At 40.6% G+C, this 22954-nt stretch carries 22 protein-coding genes and 3 riboswitches; of the genes, 21 read left to right on the top strand and 1 reads right to left on the bottom strand.

Annotation, left to right across the window (positions count from 1 at the left end; genetic code table 11):
- Positions 1–66 precede the first annotated feature (66 nt).
- The 20 genes from typA to thiE all read left to right on the top strand — a co-directional run bounded on the left by typA (position 67) and on the right by thiE (position 21199).
- Entirely contained in the window at positions 67–1908 is a 1842-nt protein-coding gene (gene typA / locus ACLV7Q_RS07470; protein WP_000164111.1) for a translational GTPase TypA, read from the top strand.
- 19 nt (positions 1909–1927) lie between these two features.
- Complete coding sequence (locus ACLV7Q_RS07465) at positions 1928–2182, top strand: DUF3165 family protein (protein WP_000262803.1); 255 nt, start codon at positions 1928–1930, stop codon at positions 2180–2182.
- Positions 2183–2699: 517 nt separating this feature from the next.
- Entirely contained in the window at positions 2700–4721 is a 2022-nt protein-coding gene (locus ACLV7Q_RS07460) for a bacteriocin-associated integral membrane family protein (RefSeq protein WP_218757676.1), read from the top strand.
- Position 4722: 1 nt separating this feature from the next.
- Positions 4723–5364 carry an ABC transporter ATP-binding protein gene (locus tag ACLV7Q_RS07455; protein WP_000571287.1) on the top strand — a complete coding sequence of 214 codons (642 nt, stop codon included), beginning with the start codon at positions 4723–4725 and terminating at the stop codon, positions 5362–5364.
- Positions 5365–5384: 20 nt separating this feature from the next.
- On the top strand, positions 5385–5594 hold the full coding sequence (locus tag ACLV7Q_RS07450; RefSeq protein ID WP_049524124.1) for a hypothetical protein: 210 nt from the start codon (positions 5385–5387) through the stop codon (positions 5592–5594).
- Positions 5595–5619: 25 nt separating this feature from the next.
- The gene (gene murD / locus ACLV7Q_RS07445; RefSeq protein ID WP_218757675.1) at positions 5620–6972 is read left to right on the top strand and encodes a UDP-N-acetylmuramoyl-L-alanine--D-glutamate ligase; all 1353 of its coding nucleotides are present in this window, start codon (positions 5620–5622) and stop codon (positions 6970–6972) included.
- 1 nt (position 6973) lies between these two features.
- Complete coding sequence (locus ACLV7Q_RS07440) at positions 6974–8032, top strand: UDP-N-acetylglucosamine--N-acetylmuramyl-(pentapeptide) pyrophosphoryl-undecaprenol N-acetylglucosamine transferase (RefSeq protein WP_218757674.1); 1059 nt, start codon at positions 6974–6976, stop codon at positions 8030–8032.
- A 9-nt stretch (positions 8033–8041) separates the two neighbouring features.
- A complete protein-coding gene (locus ACLV7Q_RS07435) occupies positions 8042–9241 on the top strand; it encodes a cell division protein FtsQ/DivIB (RefSeq protein ID WP_218757673.1) in 1200 nt (399 codons plus the stop codon).
- Between the two features lie 232 nt (positions 9242–9473).
- Positions 9474–10169 carry an orotidine-5'-phosphate decarboxylase gene (gene pyrF / locus ACLV7Q_RS07430; protein WP_218757672.1) on the top strand — a complete coding sequence of 232 codons (696 nt, stop codon included), beginning with the start codon at positions 9474–9476 and terminating at the stop codon, positions 10167–10169.
- A 39-nt stretch (positions 10170–10208) separates the two neighbouring features.
- Positions 10209–10841 (top strand): orotate phosphoribosyltransferase, encoded by a 633-nt coding sequence (gene pyrE / locus ACLV7Q_RS07425; protein ID WP_218757671.1) that lies wholly within the window; start codon positions 10209–10211, stop codon positions 10839–10841.
- 373 nt (positions 10842–11214) lie between these two features.
- Positions 11215–12705, top strand: a complete 1491-nt coding sequence (lysS, locus tag ACLV7Q_RS07420; RefSeq protein ID WP_119919981.1) for a lysine--tRNA ligase — start codon at positions 11215–11217, stop codon at positions 12703–12705.
- A gap of 624 nt (positions 12706–13329) precedes the next feature.
- Entirely contained in the window at positions 13330–14466 is a 1137-nt protein-coding gene (lctO, locus tag ACLV7Q_RS07415; RefSeq protein WP_049531486.1) for an L-lactate oxidase, read from the top strand.
- A 148-nt stretch (positions 14467–14614) separates the two neighbouring features.
- Positions 14615–14703: riboswitch (TPP riboswitch) on the top strand.
- Positions 14704–14918: 215 nt separating this feature from the next.
- Entirely contained in the window at positions 14919–15587 is a 669-nt protein-coding gene (locus ACLV7Q_RS07410; RefSeq protein WP_218757670.1) for a TenA family protein, read from the top strand.
- A gap of 115 nt (positions 15588–15702) precedes the next feature.
- Positions 15703–15791, top strand: a riboswitch (TPP riboswitch).
- A 149-nt stretch (positions 15792–15940) separates the two neighbouring features.
- Positions 15941–16501 carry an ECF transporter S component gene (locus ACLV7Q_RS07405; RefSeq protein ID WP_218757669.1) on the top strand — a complete coding sequence of 187 codons (561 nt, stop codon included), beginning with the start codon at positions 15941–15943 and terminating at the stop codon, positions 16499–16501.
- Positions 16502–17887 carry an ATP-binding cassette domain-containing protein gene (locus tag ACLV7Q_RS07400; protein WP_218757668.1) on the top strand — a complete coding sequence of 462 codons (1386 nt, stop codon included), beginning with the start codon at positions 16502–16504 and terminating at the stop codon, positions 17885–17887.
- A 1-nt stretch (position 17888) separates the two neighbouring features.
- Positions 17889–18539 (top strand): energy-coupling factor transporter transmembrane component T, encoded by a 651-nt coding sequence (locus tag ACLV7Q_RS07395; protein WP_173213782.1) that lies wholly within the window; start codon positions 17889–17891, stop codon positions 18537–18539.
- A gap of 10 nt (positions 18540–18549) precedes the next feature.
- The gene (tenA, locus tag ACLV7Q_RS07390; protein WP_218757667.1) at positions 18550–19242 is read left to right on the top strand and encodes a thiaminase II; all 693 of its coding nucleotides are present in this window, start codon (positions 18550–18552) and stop codon (positions 19240–19242) included.
- 4 nt (positions 19243–19246) lie between these two features.
- The gene (gene thiW, locus ACLV7Q_RS07385; protein WP_218757666.1) at positions 19247–19771 is read left to right on the top strand and encodes an energy coupling factor transporter S component ThiW; all 525 of its coding nucleotides are present in this window, start codon (positions 19247–19249) and stop codon (positions 19769–19771) included.
- A complete protein-coding gene (locus tag ACLV7Q_RS07380; RefSeq protein WP_218757665.1) occupies positions 19771–20574 on the top strand; it encodes a hydroxyethylthiazole kinase in 804 nt (267 codons plus the stop codon). The genes thiW and ACLV7Q_RS07380 overlap by 1 nt, the downstream gene beginning before the upstream one ends.
- Positions 20567–21199: a thiamine phosphate synthase gene (gene thiE, locus ACLV7Q_RS07375; RefSeq protein ID WP_218757664.1), complete on the top strand. Its 633-nt coding sequence runs from the start codon at positions 20567–20569 to the stop codon at positions 21197–21199. The genes ACLV7Q_RS07380 and thiE overlap by 8 nt, the downstream gene beginning before the upstream one ends.
- A 199-nt stretch (positions 21200–21398) precedes the next feature.
- Here thiE and thiD read toward each other — a convergent pair whose 3' ends face one another.
- Positions 21399–22190 carry a bifunctional hydroxymethylpyrimidine kinase/phosphomethylpyrimidine kinase gene (thiD, locus tag ACLV7Q_RS07370; RefSeq protein ID WP_218757663.1) on the bottom strand — a complete coding sequence of 264 codons (792 nt, stop codon included), beginning with the start codon at positions 22188–22190 and terminating at the stop codon, positions 21399–21401.
- 83 nt (positions 22191–22273) lie between these two features.
- Positions 22274–22372, bottom strand: a riboswitch (TPP riboswitch).
- A gap of 184 nt (positions 22373–22556) precedes the next feature.
- On the opposite strand from thiD, the gene ACLV7Q_RS07365 reads away from it, so the two are divergent.
- Positions 22557–22952: a CopY/TcrY family copper transport repressor gene (locus ACLV7Q_RS07365; RefSeq protein WP_001167206.1), complete on the top strand. Its 396-nt coding sequence runs from the start codon at positions 22557–22559 to the stop codon at positions 22950–22952.
- Positions 22953–22954: the final 2 nt, after the last annotated feature.

Below are 22954 nucleotides of genomic sequence, written 5' to 3'. Positions count from 1 at the left end.
ATTTACCTGAAATTATGGTATAATCGTTCAGTTAGAAAATAAATTTTGAATATTATAGAGGAAATCATGACAAAACTTAGAGAAGATATCCGTAACATTGCGATTATCGCCCACGTTGACCACGGTAAAACAACCCTCGTTGACGAATTATTGAAACAATCAGAGACTCTTGATGCACGTACTGAATTGGCTGAGCGTGCTATGGACTCAAACGATATCGAAAAAGAGCGTGGAATTACCATCCTTGCTAAGAATACAGCTGTTGCTTACAACGGAACTCGTATCAACATCATGGACACACCAGGACACGCGGACTTCGGTGGAGAAGTTGAGCGTATCATGAAAATGGTTGACGGTGTTGTCTTGGTCGTAGATGCCTACGAAGGAACTATGCCACAAACTCGTTTCGTATTGAAAAAAGCTTTGGAACAAGACCTTGTCCCAATCGTGGTTGTTAACAAAATCGATAAACCATCAGCTCGTCCAGCAGAAGTAGTGGACGAAGTCTTGGAACTGTTCATCGAGCTTGGTGCAGATGACGACCAGCTTGATTTCCCAGTGGTTTATGCTTCAGCGATCAACGGAACTTCTTCATTGTCAGATGATCCAGCTGATCAAGAAGCGACTATGGCACCAATCTTTGACACAATTATCGACCATATCCCAGCTCCAGTAGATAACTCAGATGAGCCTTTGCAGTTCCAAGTGTCACTTTTGGACTACAACGACTTCGTTGGTCGTATCGGTATTGGTCGTGTCTTCCGTGGTACAGTTAAGGTTGGGGACCAAGTTACCCTTTCTAAACTTGACGGCACAACTAAAAACTTCCGTGTTACAAAACTCTTCGGTTTCTTTGGTTTGGAACGTCGTGAAATCCAAGAAGCCAAAGCGGGTGACTTGATTGCCGTTTCTGGTATGGAAGATATCTTTGTCGGTGAAACCATTACTCCGACAGATGCAGTAGAAGCTCTTCCAATCCTACACATCGATGAGCCAACTCTTCAAATGACTTTCTTGGTCAACAACTCACCATTTGCTGGTAAAGAAGGTAAATGGGTAACTTCTCGTAAGGTAGAAGAACGTTTGCAGGCAGAATTGCAAACAGACGTTTCCCTTCGTGTTGACCCAACTGATTCACCAGATAAATGGACAGTTTCAGGACGTGGAGAATTGCACTTGTCAATCCTTATCGAAACAATGCGTCGTGAGGGATATGAACTTCAAGTATCTCGTCCAGAGGTTATCGTAAAAGAAATCGATGGTGTTAAATGCGAACCATTTGAACGTGTTCAAATCGACACTCCAGAAGAATACCAAGGGTCTGTTATCCAAAGCCTTTCTGAACGTAAGGGTGAAATGTTGGATATGATTTCAACTGGTAATGGTCAAACTCGTTTGGTCTTCCTTGTTCCAGCGCGTGGGTTGATCGGTTACTCAACTGAGTTCTTGTCAATGACTCGTGGTTACGGTATCATGAACCATACCTTCGACCAATACTTGCCATTGATTCCAGGGGAAATTGGTGGTCGTCACCGTGGTGCCCTTGTTTCTATCGACGCTGGTAAGGCTACAACTTACTCCATCATGTCTATCGAAGAACGCGGTACGATCTTTGTCAACCCAGGTACTGAGGTTTACGAAGGAATGATCATCGGTGAAAACTCTCGTGAAAATGACTTGACAGTTAACATCACTAAGGCTAAACAAATGACCAACGTCCGTTCAGCTACTAAGGACCAAACAGCTGTTATCAAGACACCTCGTATCTTGACGCTTGAAGAGTCTCTTGAGTTCTTGAACGACGATGAGTACATGGAAGTAACGCCTGAGTCTATCCGTTTGCGTAAACAAATCCTTAACAAAGCAGAGCGTGAGAAAGCTAACAAGAAGAAAAAATCAGCTGAATAAGAGCTAGAAAGAGAGAAAGATGGTCTATTTAGTCCTAGGAATTTTACTGCTCCTACTCTATGTATTTGCAACACCAGAAAGCATTAAAGGGACAGTCAATATCGTCGCTATGGTATGTATTTTAGTGGCACTCTTGGTTTTGTTGGCTCTATCTTTTCTGAAAATTTTTCAATTACCAACAGAAATATTCCTAGCAATAGCCATGTTAATCCTAGCTTACTTTAGTGTGAGAGACATCACACTCATGCCAGTCAAAAAAAGTAAAAGAAGATAAAAAGGAGAGTTTCGGCTCTCTTTTTTTGGTAGGAATTTTACAATAGTTTGAATTGCTTTTTAGTTAACATCATCACTTTTGCTTGGATAATATGAATGGGAAAAACTGGAATAAAATTCGTTAATGACATCTATTTTTAAGGGAACTGTAAAATTCTATTACTAATGATATATTACAATATGTTGACAAGTTATATAGAAAGTGATATATTTACGGTATAAGAAACCGATTTCAAAATAAGAAAGGATTAAATTTATACTCAATGAAAATCAAAGAGCAAACTAGGAAACTAGCCGCAGGTTGCTCAAAGCACTGCTTTGAGGTTGTAGATAAGACTGACGAAGTCAGTCACACATATAATCCAAGGCGACGTTGACGCGGTTTGAAGAGATTTTTGAAGAGTATTATTGTCTTGTTGTTCAGGGTGTGATTGATTAAACTAGGAAAATAATTCTAAGAATTTATAAAAGATAAAATCTTTTTCTATAGGGTTATTCTCTTATACAAGGAGTCTACTATGAAGAAACTATTCATATTACTATCAACTTTTTTTCTCAGCTTCTTCCTTGCTTGGATTATTGTTTTACGTGCGCCACAATATTTATATGCAAGCTATGATTCCGTCTCCTTACTTCGTGTCAAAAAGGATACTCAGGAACCGACGCGTGAGGTATTTGAACAGGAATTGGAGAATTTTGCAAACTCAGAACAGAGTTTAATAGCTAGAAGAATTGTAGAGCCAAGTAAGGATGGGACGACTCACTTTACTTATGCAACTTATGGTCAGGGAACTTTACCAAAAGAATTCCAAGAAGCTAGTCAAGAAAGTCGTGAACGTAGTGATCCACTAAATAGTTATCTCCTTTTATCAGGCTCCTTGACAAAAGAAAAGCTAGCCGATAAATTAGGAGATTTGGGTTATAAAGCAATTCCTGACCGAAAGACACCGCCCTATACTCTTGCTTTTAGAATGTTACTAATTCCCCTTATTTTAATTAGTTTAGCAATATTTGGCTTATCTTTCTTTGCTCTGGTGATTATTACTCGGATTAAGGAAATGAGAGCAGCTGGTATAAAACTCTTTTCTGGTCAGACTCTCTTATCCATTATGGGGCATTCTTTATCGACTGATATCAAGTGGCTCCTTCTATCAGCCCTCCTTTCCTTCCTAGGTGGGGGAGTCGTTCTTTTTAGTCAAGGTTTGTTTTATCCTATCTTGTTAGCCACCTATGGTTTTGGGATTACTTTCTATCTGTTGTTTTTATTGGGAATTTCAATTTTACTAATGCTCCTTTACCTAATGAGTTTGAGTTACAAAGCATTAGTTCCAGTTATTAAGGGGAGATTGCCCCTTAAACGCTTGATGGTTTTAACCCTATTGTGTCAGTTAGTAGCTGTTTTTACAGTAGGCTACGCTGTTAAGACGGGCTTGACGTCTTACCAACGATTGAAAGAACTTGACATTTCAAAACAGGCATGGAAGGATAGAGCAGATTATTATCAAATTTCTTTTGGTTTAGGTGATAGAGGAAAAGATACAGAAAATCAGAATAAGTGGTATGAATTTTCCAAAGAAGCAGTTGAAAAAGAACAGGCTCTATTTGTAAAAGATAATCTCACTCATTTTGCAAATCCTCAAGGAAGAAATGAAAAAGGAGAGACCTTGGATACCTATAGTCCAGATGCTAATGTTCTCTATGTTAGTCCAAGTTATTTGGACAAGGAAAATGTGACTGTAAATGATGAGACTAGACAGAAACTAGCTCATCTTCAAAAAGGGGAATTTGGACTCTTATTACCAGAATCTCTTCGTTCACAGGAAGCAGAACTTAAGAAAGTTTTTGAAGAGAGTTTGAACTATTACGGACAATCAAGTGAGGATAAAAACGCTCCTTTAGAGTATGAAATGAGAGCGATTGTTAGCTATCTTCCAACAGGCGAAAAGAGATTTATTTATAATAATGGTGAAAGTCCAGTATCCATCCAGTACTTAACTGATCCGATTTTAGTTGTGTTCACTCCAACATCTACAGGTGATAGTTTCATTTCCAAATCTATTTGGTCTATCAATGCTGGAAAGCAACTCTTTATCAAAGGATATGAGAGTGGTCTATCTCTCTTGAAGGAAGCTGGAATTTATGAGCAAGTATCTTATCTTAAAGAAGGAAGAAGTGTTTATCTAACTCGTTATAATGAAGTGCAAACTGAAACAGCAACTTTAATCTTAGGAGCTATTGTTGGGATAGCCAGTTCCTTGTTACTCTTTTATTCTGTCAATCTTCTATATTTCGAGCAATTCCGTCGAGACATCTTGATTAAACGAATTTCAGGTTTACGATTTTTTGAAACACATGCTCAGTATATGGTTAGCCAATTTGCCAGTTTTGTATTTGGTGCGAGTTTCTTTATTTTACGCAGTCGAGACGTGGTAATTGGCTTGCTCACTTTATTAGTCTTTCTAGCTAGTGCAATTCTGACGCTTTACCGTCAAGCGCAGAAAGAATCTCGTGTTTCTATGACAATTATGAAAGGAAAATAGGATGATTGAACTAAAGAATATATCTAAAAAATTTGGAAGCCGTCAGCTATTTTCAGATACGAATCTTCATTTTGAAGGTGGGAAAATTTATGCCTTAATCGGTACAAGTGGCTGTGGTAAGACAACACTCTTGAATATGATTGGACGATTAGAGCCGTATGACAAAGGACAAATCATCTATGATGGCACCTCTCTTAAGGACATCAAGCCTTCTGTTTTCTTTAGAGATTACTTGGGATATCTATTTCAAGATTTTGGCTTAATTGAAAGCCAAACCGTTAAAGAGAATCTCAATCTGGGTTTAGTTGGTAAAAAGTTGAAAGAAAAAGAGAAAATGTCTTTGATGAAACAAGCTCTAAACCGTGTTAACCTCTCTTATTTAGATTTAAAGCAGCCTATCTTTGAATTATCAGGAGGAGAAGCACAACGTGTTGCACTAGCGAAGATAATTTTAAAGGATCCACCTTTGATTCTCGCAGATGAACCAACCGCTTCACTAGACCCCAAAAACTCTGAGGAATTGCTCTCTATCCTAGAATCTTTAAAAAATCCGAATCGAACCATTATTATTGCGACCCACAATCCTCTGATTTGGGAGCAAGTGGACCAAGTCATTCGAGTTACCGATTTATCACATAGATGATATGGTAAGATTCATACTCAATGAAAATCAAAAAGCAAACTAGGAAGCTAGCCGCAGGCTGCTCAAAGCACTGCTTTGAGGTTGTAGATGAAACTGACGAAGTCAGTAACCATATATACGGCAAGGCGAAGCTGACGTGGTTTGAAGAGATTTTCGAAGAGTATCAGTTAGAAGAAAGAGTCACAAACACACTTTGTGGCTTTTTTATTTCCATAAAAATGGTAAAATAGTAGGAGTAGAAATGGAGTTCGAGACATGAAAGTAATAGATCAATTTAAAAATAAGAAAGTACTTGTTTTAGGTTTGGCCAAGTCTGGGGAATCTGCAGCTCGTTTATTGGACAAGCTAGGTGCCATTGTGACAGTAAATGATGGGAAGCCTTTCGAAGACAATCCAGCTGCCCAAAGTTTGCTGGAAGAAGGGATTAAGGTCATCACAGGCGGTCATCCTTTGGAACTCTTGGATGAAGAGTTTGCTCTGATGGTGAAAAATCCAGGTATCCCATACAGCAATCCCATGATTGAAAAGGCTTTGGCCAAAGGTATTCCAGTCTTAACTGAAGTGGAATTGGCTTACTTGATTTCAGAAGCACCGATTGTTGGTATTACTGGCTCAAATGGAAAAACGACCACAACGACTATGATTGGTGAAGTTTTGACTGCCGCTAGCCAACATGGTCTTTTATCAGGAAATATCGGCTATCCAGCCAGTCAAGTGGCTCAAACTGTGTCAGATAAGGATACGCTTGTCATGGAGCTTTCTTCTTTCCAACTGATGGGCGTTCAAGAATTCCATCCTGAGATTGCGGTTATTACTAACCTCATGCCAACTCATATCGACTACCACGGTTCTTTTGAGGAATATGTAGCAGCCAAGTGGAATATCCAGAACAAGATGACAGCGGCTGATTTCCTTGTTTTGAACTTTAACCAAGACTTGGCAAAAGAATTGGCTAGCAAAACACAAGCCACTGTTGTTCCATTTTCAACACAGGAAAAGGTTGATGGAGCTTATTTGGAAGATGGTCAGCTCTACTTCCGTGGAGAAGTGGTCATGGCAGCTAGTGAAATCGGTGTTCCAGGTAGCCACAATGTGGAAAATGCTCTTGCGACTATTGCTGTAGCTAAGCTCCGTGGTGTGGATAACCAAACCATCAAAGAAACTCTTTCAGCCTTTGGAGGTGTCAAACACCGTCTCCAATTTGTGGATGAAATCAAGGGTGTCAAATTCTATAATGATAGCAAGTCAACCAATATTTTGGCAACTCAAAAAGCCCTGTCAGGATTTGACAACAGCAAGGTCATTTTGATTGCAGGTGGTTTGGACCGTGGCAATGAGTTTGACGAATTGGTGCCAGATATTACTGGACTCAAGAAGATGGTCATCCTGGGCCAGTCTGCAGAACGTGTCAAACGGGCAGCAGATAAGGCTGGTGTGTCTTATGTGGATGCGACTGATATTGCAGATGCGACCCGCAAGGCTTATGAACTTGCGACTCAAGGAGACGTGGTTCTTCTCAGTCCTGCCAATGCCAGCTGGGATATGTATGCTAACTTTGAAGTACGTGGCGACCTCTTTATCGACACAGTAGCGGAGTTAAAAGAATAATATGAAAAAAATTGTCTTTACAGGTGGGGGGACGGTTGGACACGTTACTCTCAACCTTTTGTTAATGCCCAAGTTCATCGAAGATGGCTGGGAAGTTCACTATATTGGGGACAAGCGTGGTATCGAACACCAAGAAATCCTCAAGTCAGGCTTGGATGTCACTTTCCACTCCATTGCGACTGGGAAATTGCGTCGTTATTTCTCTTGGCAAAATATGCTGGACGTCTTCAAAGTTGGCTGGGGAATCGTCCAATCTCTCTTTATCATGTTACGACTGCGTCCACAGGCTCTTTTTTCAAAGGGAGGCTTTGTCTCTGTGCCGCCTGTTATTGCTGCGCGTGTGTCAGGAGTGCCTGTCTTTATTCACGAATCTGACCTGTCTATGGGCTTGGCCAATAAAATCGCCTATAAATTTGCGACGAAGATGTATTCAACCTTTGAGCAAGCTTCAAGTTTGTCTAAGGTTGAGCATGTGGGAGCAGTGACCAAGGTTTCAGACCAAAAAACTCCAGAACCCGATGAATTGGTAGATATTCAAACCCACTTTAATCCTAAATTGCCAACTGTATTGTTTGTCGGTGGTTCTGCAGGCGCTCGTGTCTTTAACCAATTGGTGACAGACCATAAGAAAGAGCTGACCGAGCGCTACAATATTATCAATCTAACTGGAGATTCTAGTCTGAACGAGTTGAGCCAAAATCTTTTTCGTGTTGACTATGTGACCAATCTCTATCAACCCTTGATGGAATTGGCTGATATTGTTGTGACACGAGGTGGCGCCAATACGATTTTTGAGCTCTTGGCCATGGCAAAATTACATGTCATTGTGCCGCTTGGGCGTGAAGCTAGTCGTGGTGACCAGATTGAAAATGCAGCTTACTTTGTGAAAAAAGGCTATGCAGAAGAGCTTCAAGAAAGCGATTTGACCTTGGATAGTTTGGAAGAGAAGCTTTCTCACTTACTAAGCCACAGGGAAGATTACCAAGCTAAGATGAAGGCTTCAAAGGAATTGAAATCTCTAGCAGATTTTTATCAATTGTTGAAAAAAGATTTATCATAAGGAAAGTAAATGTCAAAAGATAAGAAAAATGAGGGCAAAGAAATCCTCGAAGAATTGAAAGAGTTATCAGAATGGCAGAAACGAAACCAAGAATATCTAAAAAAGAAGGCTGAAGAAGAGGCGGCCCTAGCTGAGGAGAAAGAAAAGGAAAGACAAGCTCGAATGGCTTCAAAATCTGAAAAGTCAGATGCAACTGAGGACCAAGAGAGTGAATCTGATCCAAAAGACTCAAAATCAGCTAAGGAAGAGTCTGAAGAAAAAGTAGAAGCCCCAGAGGGTGACAAAGAGGAAGAAGAGATAGAAGAATCAGGGTCTAAAGATAAGGAGGAACGGGATAAAAAGCTTGCTAAAAAGGCTACAAAAGAAAAACCAGCCAAAGCAAAGATTCCTGGCCTTCATATCTTACGAGCCTTAACGATTTTATTTCCAAGTCTGCTTTTATTGATTGTCTCTGCCTACTTACTCAGTCCTTATGCGACCATGAAGGATATTCGTGTTGAGGGAACGGTGCAAACTACGGCTGATGATATTCGACAGGCTTCAGGCATTCAGGATTCGGATTATACGATTAACCTTTTGCTAGACAAGGCAAAATATGAAGAGCAGATCAAGTCTAACTATTGGGTAGAATCAGCTCAGCTTGTTTATCAATTTCCAACCAAGTTCACTATCAAGGTCAAGGAATACGATATTGTTGCCTACTATGTTTCTGGTGAAAACCATTATCCGATTCTTTCCAGTGGTCAGCTTGAGACTAGTTCGGTGAGTTTGGTGAGTCTGCCAGAAACTTATATATCAGTTCTCTTTAATGACAGCGAACAAATCAAGACCTTTACCTCAGAACTTTCTCAAATTAGCCCCGAACTCAAATCTGCTATCCAAAAGGTGGAACTAGCCCCAAGCAAGGTCACATCAGATTTAATTCGATTGACTATGAATGATTCGGATGAAGTTTTGGTTCCCCTTTCTGAAATGAGTAAGAAATTGCCTTACTACAGTAAGATTAAGCCACAATTGTCAGAACCGAGTGTGATTGACATGGAAGCTGGAATTTACAGCTACACTGTGGCGGATAAATTAATTATGGAGGCTGAGGAAAAAGCCAAACAAGAGGCTAAGGAAGCTGAGAAAAAACAGGAAGAAGAACAGAAAAAACAAGAGGAAGAGAGCAATCGAAACCAAACGACCCAGCGCTCATCGCGTCGCTAGATTTACCTTTCCTCTTATAGCTCTTTAGTTGCCATGTTTTTACTTGACAAGTGCTAGTAGAAATAATAGAATAGTAAAAAACCTTTAAAGCAGTCCAGAGAGGCAGCTAAGGTTAGACGGTGAAAGGGTGGAGACTACCTATTTTTCGTGGAACCTTGCTGTTGGCGGGTTCCTTTTTTTGTGGCTTCTGTTGGCCAGACTCTCTCACTAGTAAAGGTAAAAGGAGAAACCTATGCGAGAACATCGTCCAGTCATTGCTCTTGATTTTCCTAGTTTTGAGGCAGTCAAGGAATTTTTAGCTCTTTTTCCAGCAGAAGAAAGCCTTTATCTCAAGGTAGGTATGGAGCTCTATTACGCAACGGGACCTGAGATTATTTCCTATTTAAAAAACTTGGGACATAGCGTCTTTCTTGATCTCAAACTTCATGACATTCCCAATACAGTTAAGTCAGCCATGAAGGTCCTGTCTCAGCTTGGTGTGGATATGACCAATGTTCATGCGGCTGGGGGTGTAGAGATGATGAAGGCTGCGCGTGAAGGTCTTGGAAACCAAGCCAAATTGATTGCAGTCACTCAGCTAACATCAACGTCAGAAGCCCAGATGCAGGATTTTCAAAATATCCAAACAAGCCTGCAAGAGTCTGTGATCCACTATGCTAAGAAGACAGCTGAAGCGGGATTAGATGGTGTCGTTTGCTCGGCTCAGGAAGTGCAAGTCATCAAGCAGGCTACCAATCCAGATTTTATCTGTCTGACACCGGGCATTCGTCCAGCAGGTGCTGCAGTTGGAGACCAAAAACGCGTCATGACACCTGCTGATGCCTATCAAATCGGCAGTGACTATATCGTAGTGGGACGTCCCATTACCCAAGCTGAGGATCCTGTTGTAGCTTATCATGCTATCAAGGATGAATGGAACCAAGACTAGAATTAAAGAACTAGATTAGAAAAATAAAAGGAGAATACCATGACACTTGCTAAAGATATCGCTAGCCACCTCTTGAAAATCCAAGCCGTTTACCTCAAACCAGAGGAGCCTTTCACTTGGGCATCTGGTATCAAGTCACCGATTTACACTGATAATCGTGTGACACTAGCCTATCCAGAAACTCGTACCCTCATTGAAAATGGCTTTGTGGATGCTATTAAAGAAGCCTTTCCTGAGGTTGAGGTGATTGCAGGAACTGCGACAGCAGGGATTCCTCACGGAGCTATTATTGCTGATAAGATGAATCTGCCATTTGCCTATATCCGTAGCAAACCAAAAGACCACGGAGCAGGCAACCAAATTGAAGGTCGGGTAGCTCAGGGGCAAAAGATGGTAGTGGTTGAAGACCTTATTTCAACAGGTGGCTCTGTTCTCGAGGCCGTAGCAGCCGCTAAACGAGAAGGAGCAGAGGTTCTCGGAGTTGTAGCGATTTTCAGTTACCAATTGCCAGAAGCAGATAAGAACTTCTCAGATGTCGGTGTGAAATTGGTAACACTTTCAAACTATAGCGAGCTTATCCATCTAGCCCAAGAAGAAGGTTACATCACACCAGAAGGACTCGACCTTCTAAAACGATTTAAAGAAGACCAAGAAAATTGGCAAGAGGTGTAAAAAATCAAAAGACTAAAAGGTTAAAAATTATACTATTCTGTCATATCAGGTGTATGAATGACAAGATTCAAGTTGTTAATATTTTTTACGTCAATTGTTTCAGTTTTAGATTTGCTTGGCTTGCTCTTATATAAAAAGTAGCACACGTCATGAAAGTTACAAGGGTTAAAGTATAATCCATAAACATGGTCAGATTTCCTTTTCTGAGATTTTGGAATTTCTTGCTTATCCCAGTCTTTTCAGTGATTTTGGCGTCAAGTTCTTTTTAGTTTTGAAAGATTATCCGTGAATTTCTTGGCTATTTATGATAAAATGGGAGTATCGCAAAAAATGACTCATCGTATTCAATTTTGAGTAAAACTAGGAGGATCCCATGTCTACAGAACATATGGAAGAACTAAATGACCAGCAGATCGTTCGCCGTGAAAAAATGGCTGCGCTCCGTGAACAAGGAATTGATCCTTTCGGAAAACGCTTTGAACGCACTGCAAATTCACAAGAATTAAAAGATAAATATGCTGACCTCGATAAAGAACAATTACACGATAAAAACGAAACAGCTACTATCGCAGGACGCTTGGTAACTAAACGTGGTAAAGGTAAAGTAGGCTTTGCCCACCTTCAAGACCGCGAAGGTCAAATCCAGATCTACGTTCGTAAGGATGCTGTCGGTGAAGAAAACTACGAAATCTTCAAGAAAGCAGACCTTGGTGACTTCCTTGGTGTCGAAGGTGAAGTGATGCGTACGGATATGGGAGAACTCTCTATCAAGGCTACTCACATCACACACTTGTCTAAGGCCCTTCGTCCTCTTCCTGAGAAATTCCATGGTTTGACAGACGTTGAAACAATTTACCGTAAACGTTACCTTGACTTGATTTCTAACCGTGAAAGCTTTGAACGCTTTGTCACTCGTTCAAAAATCATCTCTGAAATTCGTCGTTACCTTGACCAAAAAGGTTTCCTTGAAGTGGAAACACCTGTTCTTCACAACGAAGCCGGTGGTGCTTCTGCCCGTCCATTTATCACCCACCACAATGCCCAAAACATTGACATGGTGCTTCGTATCGCGACTGAGCTTCACTTGAAACGCCTTATCGTTGGTGGTATGGAACGTGTCTATGAAATTGGCCGTATCTTCCGTAATGAAGGAATGGACGCTACTCATAACCCTGAATTTACTTCTATCGAAGTCTACCAAGCTTATGCAGACTTCCAAGACATCATGGACTTGACGGAAGGCATTATCCAACATGCTGCTAAATCAGTTAAAGGCGATGGTCCAGTCAACTACCAAGGTACTGAAATCAAAATCAATGAACCATTTAAACGTGTTCACATGGTGGATGCTATCAAAGAAATTACTGGCGTCGATTTCTGGCAAGACATGACTTTGGAAGAAGCTAAAGCTATCGCTGCTGAGAAGAAAGTTCCAGTTGAGAAACACTACACTGAAGTTGGCCACATCATCAATGCCTTCTTTGAAGAGTTTGTTGAAGAAACCTTGATCCAACCAACCTTTGTCTATGGACATCCAGTAGCTGTATCTCCACTGGCTAAGAAAAATCCTGAAGACCAACGCTTTACTGACCGTTTCGAACTCTTCATCATGACCAAGGAGTACGGTAATGCCTTTACTGAGCTCAACGATCCAATCGACCAGCTTAGCCGTTTCGAAGCCCAAGCAAAAGCAAAAGAACTTGGTGACGATGAAGCGACCGGTATCGACTATGACTACATTGAAGCTCTTGAATACGGTATGCCACCAACAGGTGGTTTGGGAATCGGTATCGACCGTCTCTGCATGCTTCTCACTGATACAACCACTATCCGTGATGTATTGCTCTTCCCAACAATGAAATAAGCTCTTATCCTCTGGTACTTGCCAGGGGATTTTTTGATGAAAAAAGAGACTGAATTTAAGGAGAAAATGAAGTATAGTGTATTGAAGTTGAAATAGTACACTTTGACTTCTAAGACATTGTTAGAAATTGGTTTAAATTCCCTAATCAATTTGCGCATGTTTTATTTCATTTTACGATAGTACTCTGAAACTTTTCAAAAAGTACTAGAAATTGACTTGGATCCCCCAATTGATTTGTTCAGATTCACTATAAATAAAAAATTAATAAGTGGGATAAGAAGTTAGCGTCAACTAGGATAGTATCTTGCTTAAACAGTATATATGGGACTGATATAAGTCCATAGTCCCTATTAGAGGATGTTCTGGTGTCTTATTCACTTGTTTTTTTATAGCATTAGTAGATAGAATCAGCAAATAAAAAAGTAGTTCAAATGCCTGGCAGCAAAAAATCTTAACGATTCACTTAATGTAGACTAAAGTTTAGAGTTTAAGGAAAGTAGGGATAGTATATTGTATGAAAAAATAAGATGGTTTTTAAGCAAAACTCTTGAAAATGATTGAAAAAAGAGTTATTATAGTTGTATAGTAAAAAGCAAACGCTTACTTAATCAAGGAGGACAGTTTATGTCATACAAAACAAGCAATGCAGAAGGTCATGTAGATTTCATCAATACCTATGATTTGGAGCCCATGGCGCAACAAGTGATCCCTAAAGCAGCATTTGGTTATATCGCTAGTGGAGCGGAAGATACTTTCACTTTAAGAGAGAATATCCGCGCCTTTAACCACAAACTCATCGTTCCGCATACGCTTTGCAATGTAGAAAATCCAAGTACAGAGATTGAATTTGCAGGTGAAAAATTGTCTTCACCAATCATTATGGCGCCTGTTGCGGCTCATAAATTGGCAAATGAACAAGGTGAAGTGGCAACTGCGCGTGGTGTGCATGAGTTTGGGTCCCTCTATACAACCAGCTCTTACTCTACTGTCGACCTTCCAGAGATTTCTGAAGCCCTTCAAGGGACACCTCATTGGTTCCAATTTTACTTTAGTAAAGATGATGGAATCAATCGCCACATCATGGACCGTGTGAAAGCTGAAGGTTATAAAGCGATTGTCTTGACGGCAGATGCTACTGTAGGGGGCAATCGTGAGGTTGATAAGCGTAATGGTTTTGTCTTCCCAGTTGGCATGCCGATTGTTGAAGAATACCTGCCAGAAGGTGCTGGAAAATCAATGGACTTTGTTTACAAATCAGCTAAACAACGCTTGTCTCCACGCGATGTAGAATTTATCGCTGAATACTCTGGTCTTCCTGTGTATGTCAAGGGACCACAATGCCGTGAGGACGTTGAACGTTCGCTTGCTGCAGGAGCTTCTGGTATCTGGGTAACCAACCACGGTGGTCGTCAAATCGACGGTGGACCAGCTGCCTTTGACTCGCTTCAAGAAGTGGCAGAAGCGGTTGATAAACGCGTACCAATCGTCTTTGACTCTGGTGTTCGTCGTGGTCAACACGTCTTTAAAGCCTTGGCTTCAGGTGCAGACTTGGTAGCTATTGGTCGCCCGGTTATCTATGGCTTGGCCCTCGGCGGTAGTGTTGGTGTGCGTCAAGTCTTTGAACACTTGAATGCAGAATTGAAGACAGTTATGCAGTTGTCTGGAACTCAGACTATTGAAGATGTTAAACACTTTAAACTTCGTCATAACCCATACAACCCAACCTTCCCAGTTGATCCTCGTGACTTAAAATTGTATTGATAAAAGAGATTGCCTCCACTTGATGTGGAGGTTTTTCTTCGTGTATTGGAAGAATAAATCGCTATCAAAAACTACATAAAGATATTTTTCGGTCAAATATCTTGCTAGGGCTTTCATTTTTTGCTATACTGGTGCAGTAATTAAATAATAAAGACATTTGGGGTGCTTTAGGCTGAGATGATACCCATTGAACCTGATACAGTTAATACTGGCGAAGGGAAATGTGAACAGTTTTTTTCGTATGGCGAAATGAACAATCTAATCTTGTAAGCTAAACTCTAATTCTTGATTGTAATTGGAGTTTTTTTGTTTATATAAGCTGGATAAAGGCGATACAAAGCATTTAGGTAGCTCACCTTGTATGCCCCACTTTTCTTTAAAAAGGTCAAGTAAAACTAGGATTTTCTTGATGTTTTGTTGATTATGAACGAGTAAAGAGAGGAAAAATAAATATGGAAACACAGGTTTATGCATTTCAGCCAGGTTTGACTGTTGGAGAATTATTAAAAAATAGTCAGAAGGATTGGCAGGCTGCTGTCAATCATCGTTTTGTCAAGGAACTTTTTGCAGGGACAATTAAGAATAAGGTCTTAAAAGACTACCTAATTCAAGATTATCACTTCTTTGATGCCTTCTTATCCATGCTGGGTGCCTGCGTAGCTCACGCAGACCAGCTTGAATCCAAACTTCGTTTTGCCAAGCAACTAGGCTTTCTTGAAGCAGATGAAGATGGTTATTTCCAAAAGGCTTTCAAAGACTTAAAAGTATCTGAGAATGATTATCTGGAAGTGACCTTGCACCCTGTAACAAAAGCCTTTCAGGATCTGATGTATTCGGCAGTGGCTTCATCAGACTATGCCCATCTTTTGGTCATGCTGGTCATTGCAGAAGGTCTCTATTTAGACTGGGGTTCTAAAGATTTGGCTCTACCTGAAGCCTATATTCATTCGGAATGGATCAATCTCCACAGAGGTCCTTTCTTTGCAGAGTGGGTTCAATTTCTGGTTGACGAACTCAATCGTGTCGGAAAAGGTCGAGAAGATTTGACAGAACTTCAGCAACGCTGGAATCAAGCGGTCGCTTTAGAATTAGCCTTTTTTGATATTGGTTACGAATTATAGGACAAATTCAATCCTTTTATGTAAATTAAAATAAGTAACAAATAAAATATATTTTCCAGTCACATATCTTGCTAGGGCTTTCAATTTTTGTTATACTGGTATAGTAATTAAATAATAAAGACATTTGGGGTGCTTTAGGCTGAGATGATACCCATTGAACCTGATACAGTTAAGACTGTCGAAGGGAAATGTGAAACGTTTTTTTCGTATGCCGAAATGAACGATCTAATCTTGTAAGCAAAACTCTAATTCTTGTGTGTGATTAGAGTTTTTTATTTTTTACTAGATAGACTAGATGCAGAGTATGATGGCAGGTCTCTCTTAAATGCCCTATTGTCTTAAAAGGAGTTTTTATGTTTAAAAAATGGCGTTTAAAAGATGTTATCTTGCTTGCTTTCTTGTCTATCTTTTTTGGTGGCGTTTTTGTGGGCTCGGGCTATCTGTTTGATATCCTCACTCTGATTTTAGCCCCTCTTGGTTTACAGGCTTTTGCCAATGAAATCCTCTTTGGTCTCTGGTGTATGGCTGCGCCCATCGCTGCTATCTTTGTTCCAAGAGTGGGAAGTGCGACGATTGGAGAAGTGCTAGCTGCGCTTGCTGAAGTCCTTTATGGTAGCCAATTCGGTCTAGGTGCCCTTTTGTCCGGCTTGGTTCAAGGTTTGGGAAGTGAACTTGGTTTTATAGTAACTAGAAATCGCTATGAAAGTTGGCTCTCTCTAACTGCTAATAGTATTGGGATTACGCTTGTTAGCTTTATCTATGAATACATTAAGTTAGGTTACTACGCCTTTTCACTTCCGTTTGTCCTTTCCTTGCTTGTGGTACGTTTTATTTCTGTTTATTTCTTCTGTACCATCTTGGTTCGTGCCATTGTCAAACTCTATCATCAGTTTGCAACTGGAGGAAAGGCATAGATGGAGCTGGAATTACGGGAGATTCAGTCCCCAATTTTTTCGGAACCGATTGATTTTACTTTTCATGGGCAAGCTTTTACCTTGTTAGTTGGGAGCAGTGGTTCAGGAAAATCTAGTCTCTTTCAAATGATTGCCCAAGTTAGTTCTCTTCCCTATAGCGGTCAAGTCCTGATAAATGGGAGCGAGGTCAGTCAGCTTTCTATCGTCGAACGTGTCCAAACGGTTGGTATTCTCTTGCAAAATCCCAACCATCAATTTACCATGGAGAGCTTGTTTGAGGAGTTGATTTTTACCTTGGAGAATATCGGCTATCACCTTCAGGAAATTGATTTTAAAATAGCAGAGGTTGTCCAGCAATGTCGTTGCAAGGACATCTTGAACCGTCCCATCCATCACTTATCAGGTGGAGAAAAGCAAAAGGCTGCCTTGGCTGTTCTCTTTGCTATGAATCCTAGGGTCTATCTCTTGGATGAGCCCTTTGCTTCCATTGACCGCAAGAGTAGGATAGAAATCTTGGAGATTCTAAAAGAGTTGGTCTCTAAGGGGAAGACAGTTATTTTGTGCGACCATGATTTATCTGATTATGAAGCCTATATCGACCATATGGTGGAGCTAAGAGACGGAAAACTAAGGGAAATAAATCAAATCCCTATTTCTGAGATGATACAGGTTACTTCAAAGAAAGTTGCTTCTAGCTCGGAACTGTTCCATATGGATAGAACGACTTGTGAGTTTGGAAATCGCTCCCTCTTTTCGATTGCGGATTTTACATTTTACCAAGGAATTTCCTGTATTTTGGGTGATAATGGTGTCGGGAAATCAACCCTCTTTCGGTCTACTCTTCAATTTCAAAAGTATAAAGGACGAATTACTTGGAAGGGGACAGTCCTGAAAAAGAAAAAGAGTTTGTATCGTGACCTGACGGGTGTTGTTCAGGAAGCTGAAAAGCAGTTTATCAGAGCCAGTCTGCGAGAAGAACTTCAATTAGATGGACCTGATTCTGAAAGAAATCAGCGGATACTCCAAGCTTTACGATATTTTGATCTGGAGCAGGCGCTTGATAAGAGTCCCTATCAATTAAGTGGTGGTCAGCAAAAAATTCTTCAGCTCTTGACCATCTTGACCAGTAAGGCTTCAGTGATCTTGCTAGATGAACCTTTTGCAGGTTTGGATGATAGAGCTTGCCATTATTTTTGCAAGTGGATTGTGGAGGAGAGAAATCAAGGAAGAAGTTTTCTGATCATTAGCCATCGTTTAGATCCCTTGATCTCTGTGGTTGATTATTGGATTGAGATGACTAGTCAGGGTCTTCGTCATGTGAAATCAGTGACAATTACCAAACCACTTACGTCTCAGAGTAGCAATATCCAAGGGGAGGTGAGATAGTATGGTCAAAGTAGCAACCCAGACACCGATTATCAGTCTCTTTTTGCTGATTTTATCCTTGGAAACATCTTTTATTCCTTCGATTGCTCTGAATCTTTCGGTAGTCGCATTTTGTATTCTCTTTATGCTCTATTACCGTAGATTTAAAGTATTGGCTTGGATGATTCTGCTTGCCATTTTGCCATCCTTTGCCAACTACTGGGCAGTTCATTTGCATGGTGATGTTTCCCAAGCAGTTATACTTGGTACCAGAGCTTTTGTGACCGTTTGTATCGGCCTTGTCTTTGTTTCCTCTATTTCCCTAAAAGAGCTTCTTTTATACTTGGCTCAAAAGGGGTTATCACGGTCATGGGCCTATGCCTTGATTGTGGTATTCAATTCCTTTCCCCTTATCCAGAAAGAAATCAAGTCCCTAAAGGAAGCTTGCTTATTACGCGGTCAAGAACTACATTTTTGGTCGCCCTTGATTTACAGTAAGGTTTTGATGACGGTCTTTAGATGGCGCCATCTTTACCTGAGAGCTCTATCGGCGCATGGATATGACGAACATGCACAGGTGAAGAATAGCTATCGGACTTTTTATATTCCTCAAAGGACAATATTCATCTACCTGCTTTTCTTTTTATTGCTTCAAACCAGTCTATTTTTATAAAGGAGTTATTATGGAATTTACAGATATTGCGATGGAATTATCCAAGGAAGCTTGGCAGGCTTCTTTTCATCATCCCTTTATTTTACAATTACAAGAGGGAAATTTAGACCCTGCGATTTTCCGCTATTACCTGATTCAGGATGCATACTATCTGAAGGCCTTCTCAGAAATCTATCACCTTTTGGCTGATAAGACTTCAAACCAAGAGATGAAAAGACTCTTGAAACAAAATGCTCAGAGTCTAGTGGAAGGTGAGTTATTTATCCGCCAACAATTTTTCAAGGAATTGGAAATCAGCGATCAGGAAATGGAGCAACATCCAATCGCTCCCACCTGCTATCATTACATTTCTCACATTTATCGTCAATTTGAAGAAGCAAATCTAGCCATTGCCTTTGCAAGTTTGCTGCCTTGTCCTTGGTTATACCATGATATAGGCAAATCACTTAATCTTAAACCATCACCAAATCCTCTCTACCAACAATGGATTGAAACGTATATTACGGATGAGTTGGAGCAGCAGATCAGAGAGGAGGGAGCACTGGTCAATCAGCTCTATCGAGAAAGTGATGAGACAGACAAGAAAAAAATGCTAGATGCCTTCCACATCAGTGTTCATATGGAAGCCAAGTTTTGGGAGATGGCCTACCAACACCAGACATGGAAGAGCGATTTACAGTCTTTAGAAACAGGAGAAGAATAGGAATATGAGAAAGCACCAACTACAAGTTCACAAATTAACCATTTTATCTATGATGATTGCCCTTGATGTAGTCCTTACGCCTATCTTTCGGATTGAGGGAATGGCACCGATGTCCAGTGTAATCAATATTCTAGCTGGAATCATGATGGGACCTGTTTATGCCTTGGCTATGGCTACAGTGACAGCCTTTATCCGTATGACGACTCAAGGGATTCCTCCTTTAGCTCTCACAGGAGCGACTTTTGGAGCCCTCCTTGCAGGTCTCTTTTATAAGTATGGTCGAAAATTTTATTTTTCTGCCTTGGGAGAAATTTTGGGAACAGGTATCATTGGTTCTATTGTTTCCTATCCTGTTATGGTACTCTTTACAGGATCAGCTGCTAAGCTTAGCTGGTTTATCTATACTCCTCGATTTTTCGGAGCAACCTTAATCGGTACAGCGATTTCCTTTATTGCCTTTCGATTTTTAATCAAGCAGGAATTCTTTAAAAAAGTGCAGGGATATTTCTTTGCTGAAAGGATAGACTGATGCAGGCATTGACAAATCCTTTTCCTATAGACTCTAGTTCCCTCATTCACTGTATTACCAATGAGATTTCTTGTGAGATGCTAGCAAATGGGATTTTGGCTTTGGGATGTAAACCAGTTATGGCAGATGATTCCCGTGAGGTTCTTGATTTTACTAAGCAAAGCCAGGCACTCTTCATCAATTTGGGGCATTTGTCAGCTGAGAAGGAAAAAGCAATCCGTATGGCAGCTTCTTATGCAGCTCAAGTTTGTCTCCCGATGGTAGTAGATGCGGTTGGTGTATCAGCGTCGCCCATTCGTAAGAGCTTAGTTAAAGACCTTTTAGACTATAGACCTACGGTCCTTAAAGGAAATATGTCAGAAATTCGAAGTCTTGTTGGCTTAAAGCACCACGGCGTTGGGGTCGATGCGAGTGCTAAAGACCAAGAAACTGAGGATTTACTTCAAGTCTTGAAAGACTGGTGTCAGCTTTATCCTGGTATGTCATTCTTAGTTACTGGCCCCAAGGATCTCATCGTTTCGGAGAATCAGGTTGCAATATTGGGAAATGGCTGCGACGAATTGGACTGGATAACAGGGACAGGAGACTTGATTGGAGCCTTGACCGCCGTTTTTCTCAGCCAAGGAAGGACTGCTTTTGAAGCTTCTTGCCTAGCGGTCTCTTATCTCAATATCGCTGCTGAGAGAATAGTTGTTCAAGGAATGGGATTGGAAGAATTTCGTTACCGAGTACTCAATCAGCTTTCGCTTCTAAGAAGAGATAAAAACTGGTTAGATGCTATCAAAGGAGAGGTTTATGAATAGAGAAGCACTTAGACTATATCTGGTAACTAATCGCTATCAAGATTCCGTGGAAAGCTTTCTTGCAAAAGTTGATACTGCCTGCCGTTCAGGTGTTACCATAGTCCAATTACGAGAAAAAAATATTACAACCAATCAATATTATCAATTGGCAAAACAAGTCAAGGAAATAACAGATGCCTATCAGGTACCCTTGATAATCGATGATCGGTTGGATGTATGTCTTGCGGTTGATGCTGCTGGTCTGCATATCGGAGACGATGAACTACCAGTTTCGGTTGCCCGACAAGTCTTGGGACCTGAAAAAATCCTCGGTGTAACTGCTAAAACAATAAAAAGAGCTCTGGAAGCAGAAACATCCGGTGCAGATTACTTGGGTACAGGAGCCATTTTCCCAACCACGACCAAGGAAAATGCGCCTATCACCCTGATTTCAACCTTGAAAACAATTTGCCAAACGGTCGCCATTCCAGTAGTTGCCATTGGCGGCTTGACATCAGAAAATATTGACCAACTTATCGGAACGGGTATAGCTGGAGTAGCAGTCGTACGCGATCTGATGCAGGCAGAAGATATTGAGGCAAAAACGCAAGCCTTTTTAACAAAGTTGCATGACATTATTTCCTAACTAATACTCAATGAAAATCAAAGAGGAAGTTAGCCTCAGGTTGCTCAAAGCCCTGCCTTGAGGTTTTAGATAAGACTGATGAAGTCAGCTCAAAGCACAGCTTTGAGGTTGCAGATAAAGCTGGCGTAGTTTGAAGAGATTTTCGAAGAGTATAAAAACTCTCTAATTCCCTTAAAGTGGGAACTAGAGAGTTTTTTTCTTAATCTTTAAAAGTTGTATGGTTGACTGGGCCAGAACCATGACCGAGTTGAGGAGCATCTTGGATGGCTTTCGTAATAAAGGCCTTGGCCTTATCAACTGCCTGATAGAGAGTCTTGCCCTTGGCTAGTTCAGCCGTAATTACTGCAGCAAAGGTACATCCAGTACCATGGGTGTGACAGGTTTGAATTCGTAGACTTTCCCAGACAAATTGCTCATCCTTGGTAAAGAGGAAATCTTTAGCACCACCTTCGAGATGGCCGCCTTTGATAACAACAGACTGAGGACCAAACTCTTTTAAAATCAGGTGACCGGCACGCTGCATGTCTTCGGGGTCATGGATTGAAAAACCAACAATCTCTTCTGCCTCAGGAAGATTTGGCGTAATAATAGTTGCTAGAGGTAGTAAGTTTGTTTTGAGATAGTCTCTAGCACTTGAGTCGATCAAGGCATCTCCACTTGTAGCAACCATAACAGGATCAAGAACATAGGGACAATCCAGTTTTTTAAGATAGGGTTGGATGATTTCCATGATTTCAGTAGTTGCCAACATTCCAGTTTTTACAGCCTGAGGTGGAATATCAGAAAAGACACTGTCCAATTGGGCTTTCAACATTTGAGGAGAAACGTGCTCGATTAGTTGAACGCCTCTGGTATTTTGAGCGACAAGACTGGTTACAACGGCCATTCCATAGACATCTCTAGCTTGGAATGACTTTAAATCAGCCATAATGCCAGCACCGCCACTAGGGTCAGTCCCTGCAATGGTCAAAGCAACGGGTAAATAAGTCATCTAAAACCTCCCAACCAACTGAAGTTTGTATTCTTAAGAACAAGCTGGTCTGTTTTAGAAAGGTAATAGAAGACTGCTAGTCCCCATTATCATTTCCACTTCCATCAGCTAGCATTACCTAGATTGAGTCAGAGGGATCTAACAGTCGTTAATCTCAGCTTTACGCACCCCTAGTGGTTGTTTTCTTTTTTTCTTTAGTATAGCATATTTTTATTGTTTATATAGTAATATTTGACTGCAAATCGTTTTTCAAATGATTAAAATTCTATTTTTCAAAGAAAAGATTGATTTTATAATTGACAAATGTAGATTTTGAGAGTATACTAATAACTGTAATCGACAAATGTAGATTTTGGAGGTATGCTAATGCAGATTTCAGATGCAGAATGGCAGGTCATGAAGATTATTTGGATGCAAGGAGAGCAGACTAGTACGGATTTGATTAGGGTTCTGGCGGAGCGGTTCGACTGGTCTAAGTCAACCATTCAGACTCTTTTGGCTCGTTTGGTTGAGAAAGAGTGTCTGACTCGAAAAAAAGAGGGCAAGTCCTTTGTCTATTCAGCCCTTTTAACTTTGGACCAAAGTCGGGATTTACTTGTCCAAGATATCAAGGACAAGGTTTGTTCTCGTAGGATTAAGAACTTGTTGGCTGATTTGATTACTGAATGTGATTTTACTCAGGCTGACTTGGAAGACTTGGAAGCTGTGATTTCTGAGAAGAAATCAAGCGCTGTAACAAAAGTAAAATGTAATTGTATGTAAAG

Source organism: Streptococcus mitis, assembly GCF_965111725.1.
Lineage (GTDB): Bacteria > Bacillota > Bacilli > Lactobacillales > Streptococcaceae > Streptococcus > Streptococcus mitis_DV.
This window is presented reverse-complemented; position numbering and strand designations above follow the sequence as displayed.

Excerpts from the sequence above, each read along its gene's own strand:
- typA (WP_000164111.1), top strand. The coding sequence starts at position 67 with ATGACAAAACTTAGAGAAGATATCCGTAACATTGCGATTATCGCCCAC.
- ACLV7Q_RS07465 (WP_000262803.1), top strand. The coding sequence starts at position 1,928 with ATGGTCTATTTAGTCCTAGGAATTTTACTGCTCCTACTCTATGTATTT.
- ACLV7Q_RS07460 (WP_218757676.1), top strand. The coding sequence starts at position 2,700 with ATGAAGAAACTATTCATATTACTATCAACTTTTTTTCTCAGCTTCTTC.
- ACLV7Q_RS07455 (WP_000571287.1), top strand. The coding sequence starts at position 4,723 with ATGATTGAACTAAAGAATATATCTAAAAAATTTGGAAGCCGTCAGCTA.
- ACLV7Q_RS07450 (WP_049524124.1), top strand. The coding sequence starts at position 5,385 with ATGAAAATCAAAAAGCAAACTAGGAAGCTAGCCGCAGGCTGCTCAAAG.
- murD (WP_218757675.1), top strand. The coding sequence starts at position 5,620 with ATGAAAGTAATAGATCAATTTAAAAATAAGAAAGTACTTGTTTTAGGT.
- ACLV7Q_RS07440 (WP_218757674.1), top strand. The coding sequence starts at position 6,974 with ATGAAAAAAATTGTCTTTACAGGTGGGGGGACGGTTGGACACGTTACT.
- ACLV7Q_RS07435 (WP_218757673.1), top strand. The coding sequence starts at position 8,042 with ATGTCAAAAGATAAGAAAAATGAGGGCAAAGAAATCCTCGAAGAATTG.
- pyrF (WP_218757672.1), top strand. The coding sequence starts at position 9,474 with ATGCGAGAACATCGTCCAGTCATTGCTCTTGATTTTCCTAGTTTTGAG.
- pyrE (WP_218757671.1), top strand. The coding sequence starts at position 10,209 with ATGACACTTGCTAAAGATATCGCTAGCCACCTCTTGAAAATCCAAGCC.
- lysS (WP_119919981.1), top strand. The coding sequence starts at position 11,215 with ATGTCTACAGAACATATGGAAGAACTAAATGACCAGCAGATCGTTCGC.
- lctO (WP_049531486.1), top strand. The coding sequence starts at position 13,330 with ATGTCATACAAAACAAGCAATGCAGAAGGTCATGTAGATTTCATCAAT.
- ACLV7Q_RS07410 (WP_218757670.1), top strand. The coding sequence starts at position 14,919 with ATGGAAACACAGGTTTATGCATTTCAGCCAGGTTTGACTGTTGGAGAA.
- ACLV7Q_RS07405 (WP_218757669.1), top strand. The coding sequence starts at position 15,941 with ATGTTTAAAAAATGGCGTTTAAAAGATGTTATCTTGCTTGCTTTCTTG.
- ACLV7Q_RS07400 (WP_218757668.1), top strand. The coding sequence starts at position 16,502 with ATGGAGCTGGAATTACGGGAGATTCAGTCCCCAATTTTTTCGGAACCG.
- ACLV7Q_RS07395 (WP_173213782.1), top strand. The coding sequence starts at position 17,889 with ATGGTCAAAGTAGCAACCCAGACACCGATTATCAGTCTCTTTTTGCTG.
- tenA (WP_218757667.1), top strand. The coding sequence starts at position 18,550 with ATGGAATTTACAGATATTGCGATGGAATTATCCAAGGAAGCTTGGCAG.
- thiW (WP_218757666.1), top strand. The coding sequence starts at position 19,247 with ATGAGAAAGCACCAACTACAAGTTCACAAATTAACCATTTTATCTATG.
- ACLV7Q_RS07380 (WP_218757665.1), top strand. The coding sequence starts at position 19,771 with ATGCAGGCATTGACAAATCCTTTTCCTATAGACTCTAGTTCCCTCATT.
- thiE (WP_218757664.1), top strand. The coding sequence starts at position 20,567 with ATGAATAGAGAAGCACTTAGACTATATCTGGTAACTAATCGCTATCAA.
- thiD (WP_218757663.1), bottom strand. The coding sequence starts at position 22,190 with ATGACTTATTTACCCGTTGCTTTGACCATTGCAGGGACTGACCCTAGT.
- ACLV7Q_RS07365 (WP_001167206.1), top strand. The coding sequence starts at position 22,557 with ATGCAGATTTCAGATGCAGAATGGCAGGTCATGAAGATTATTTGGATG.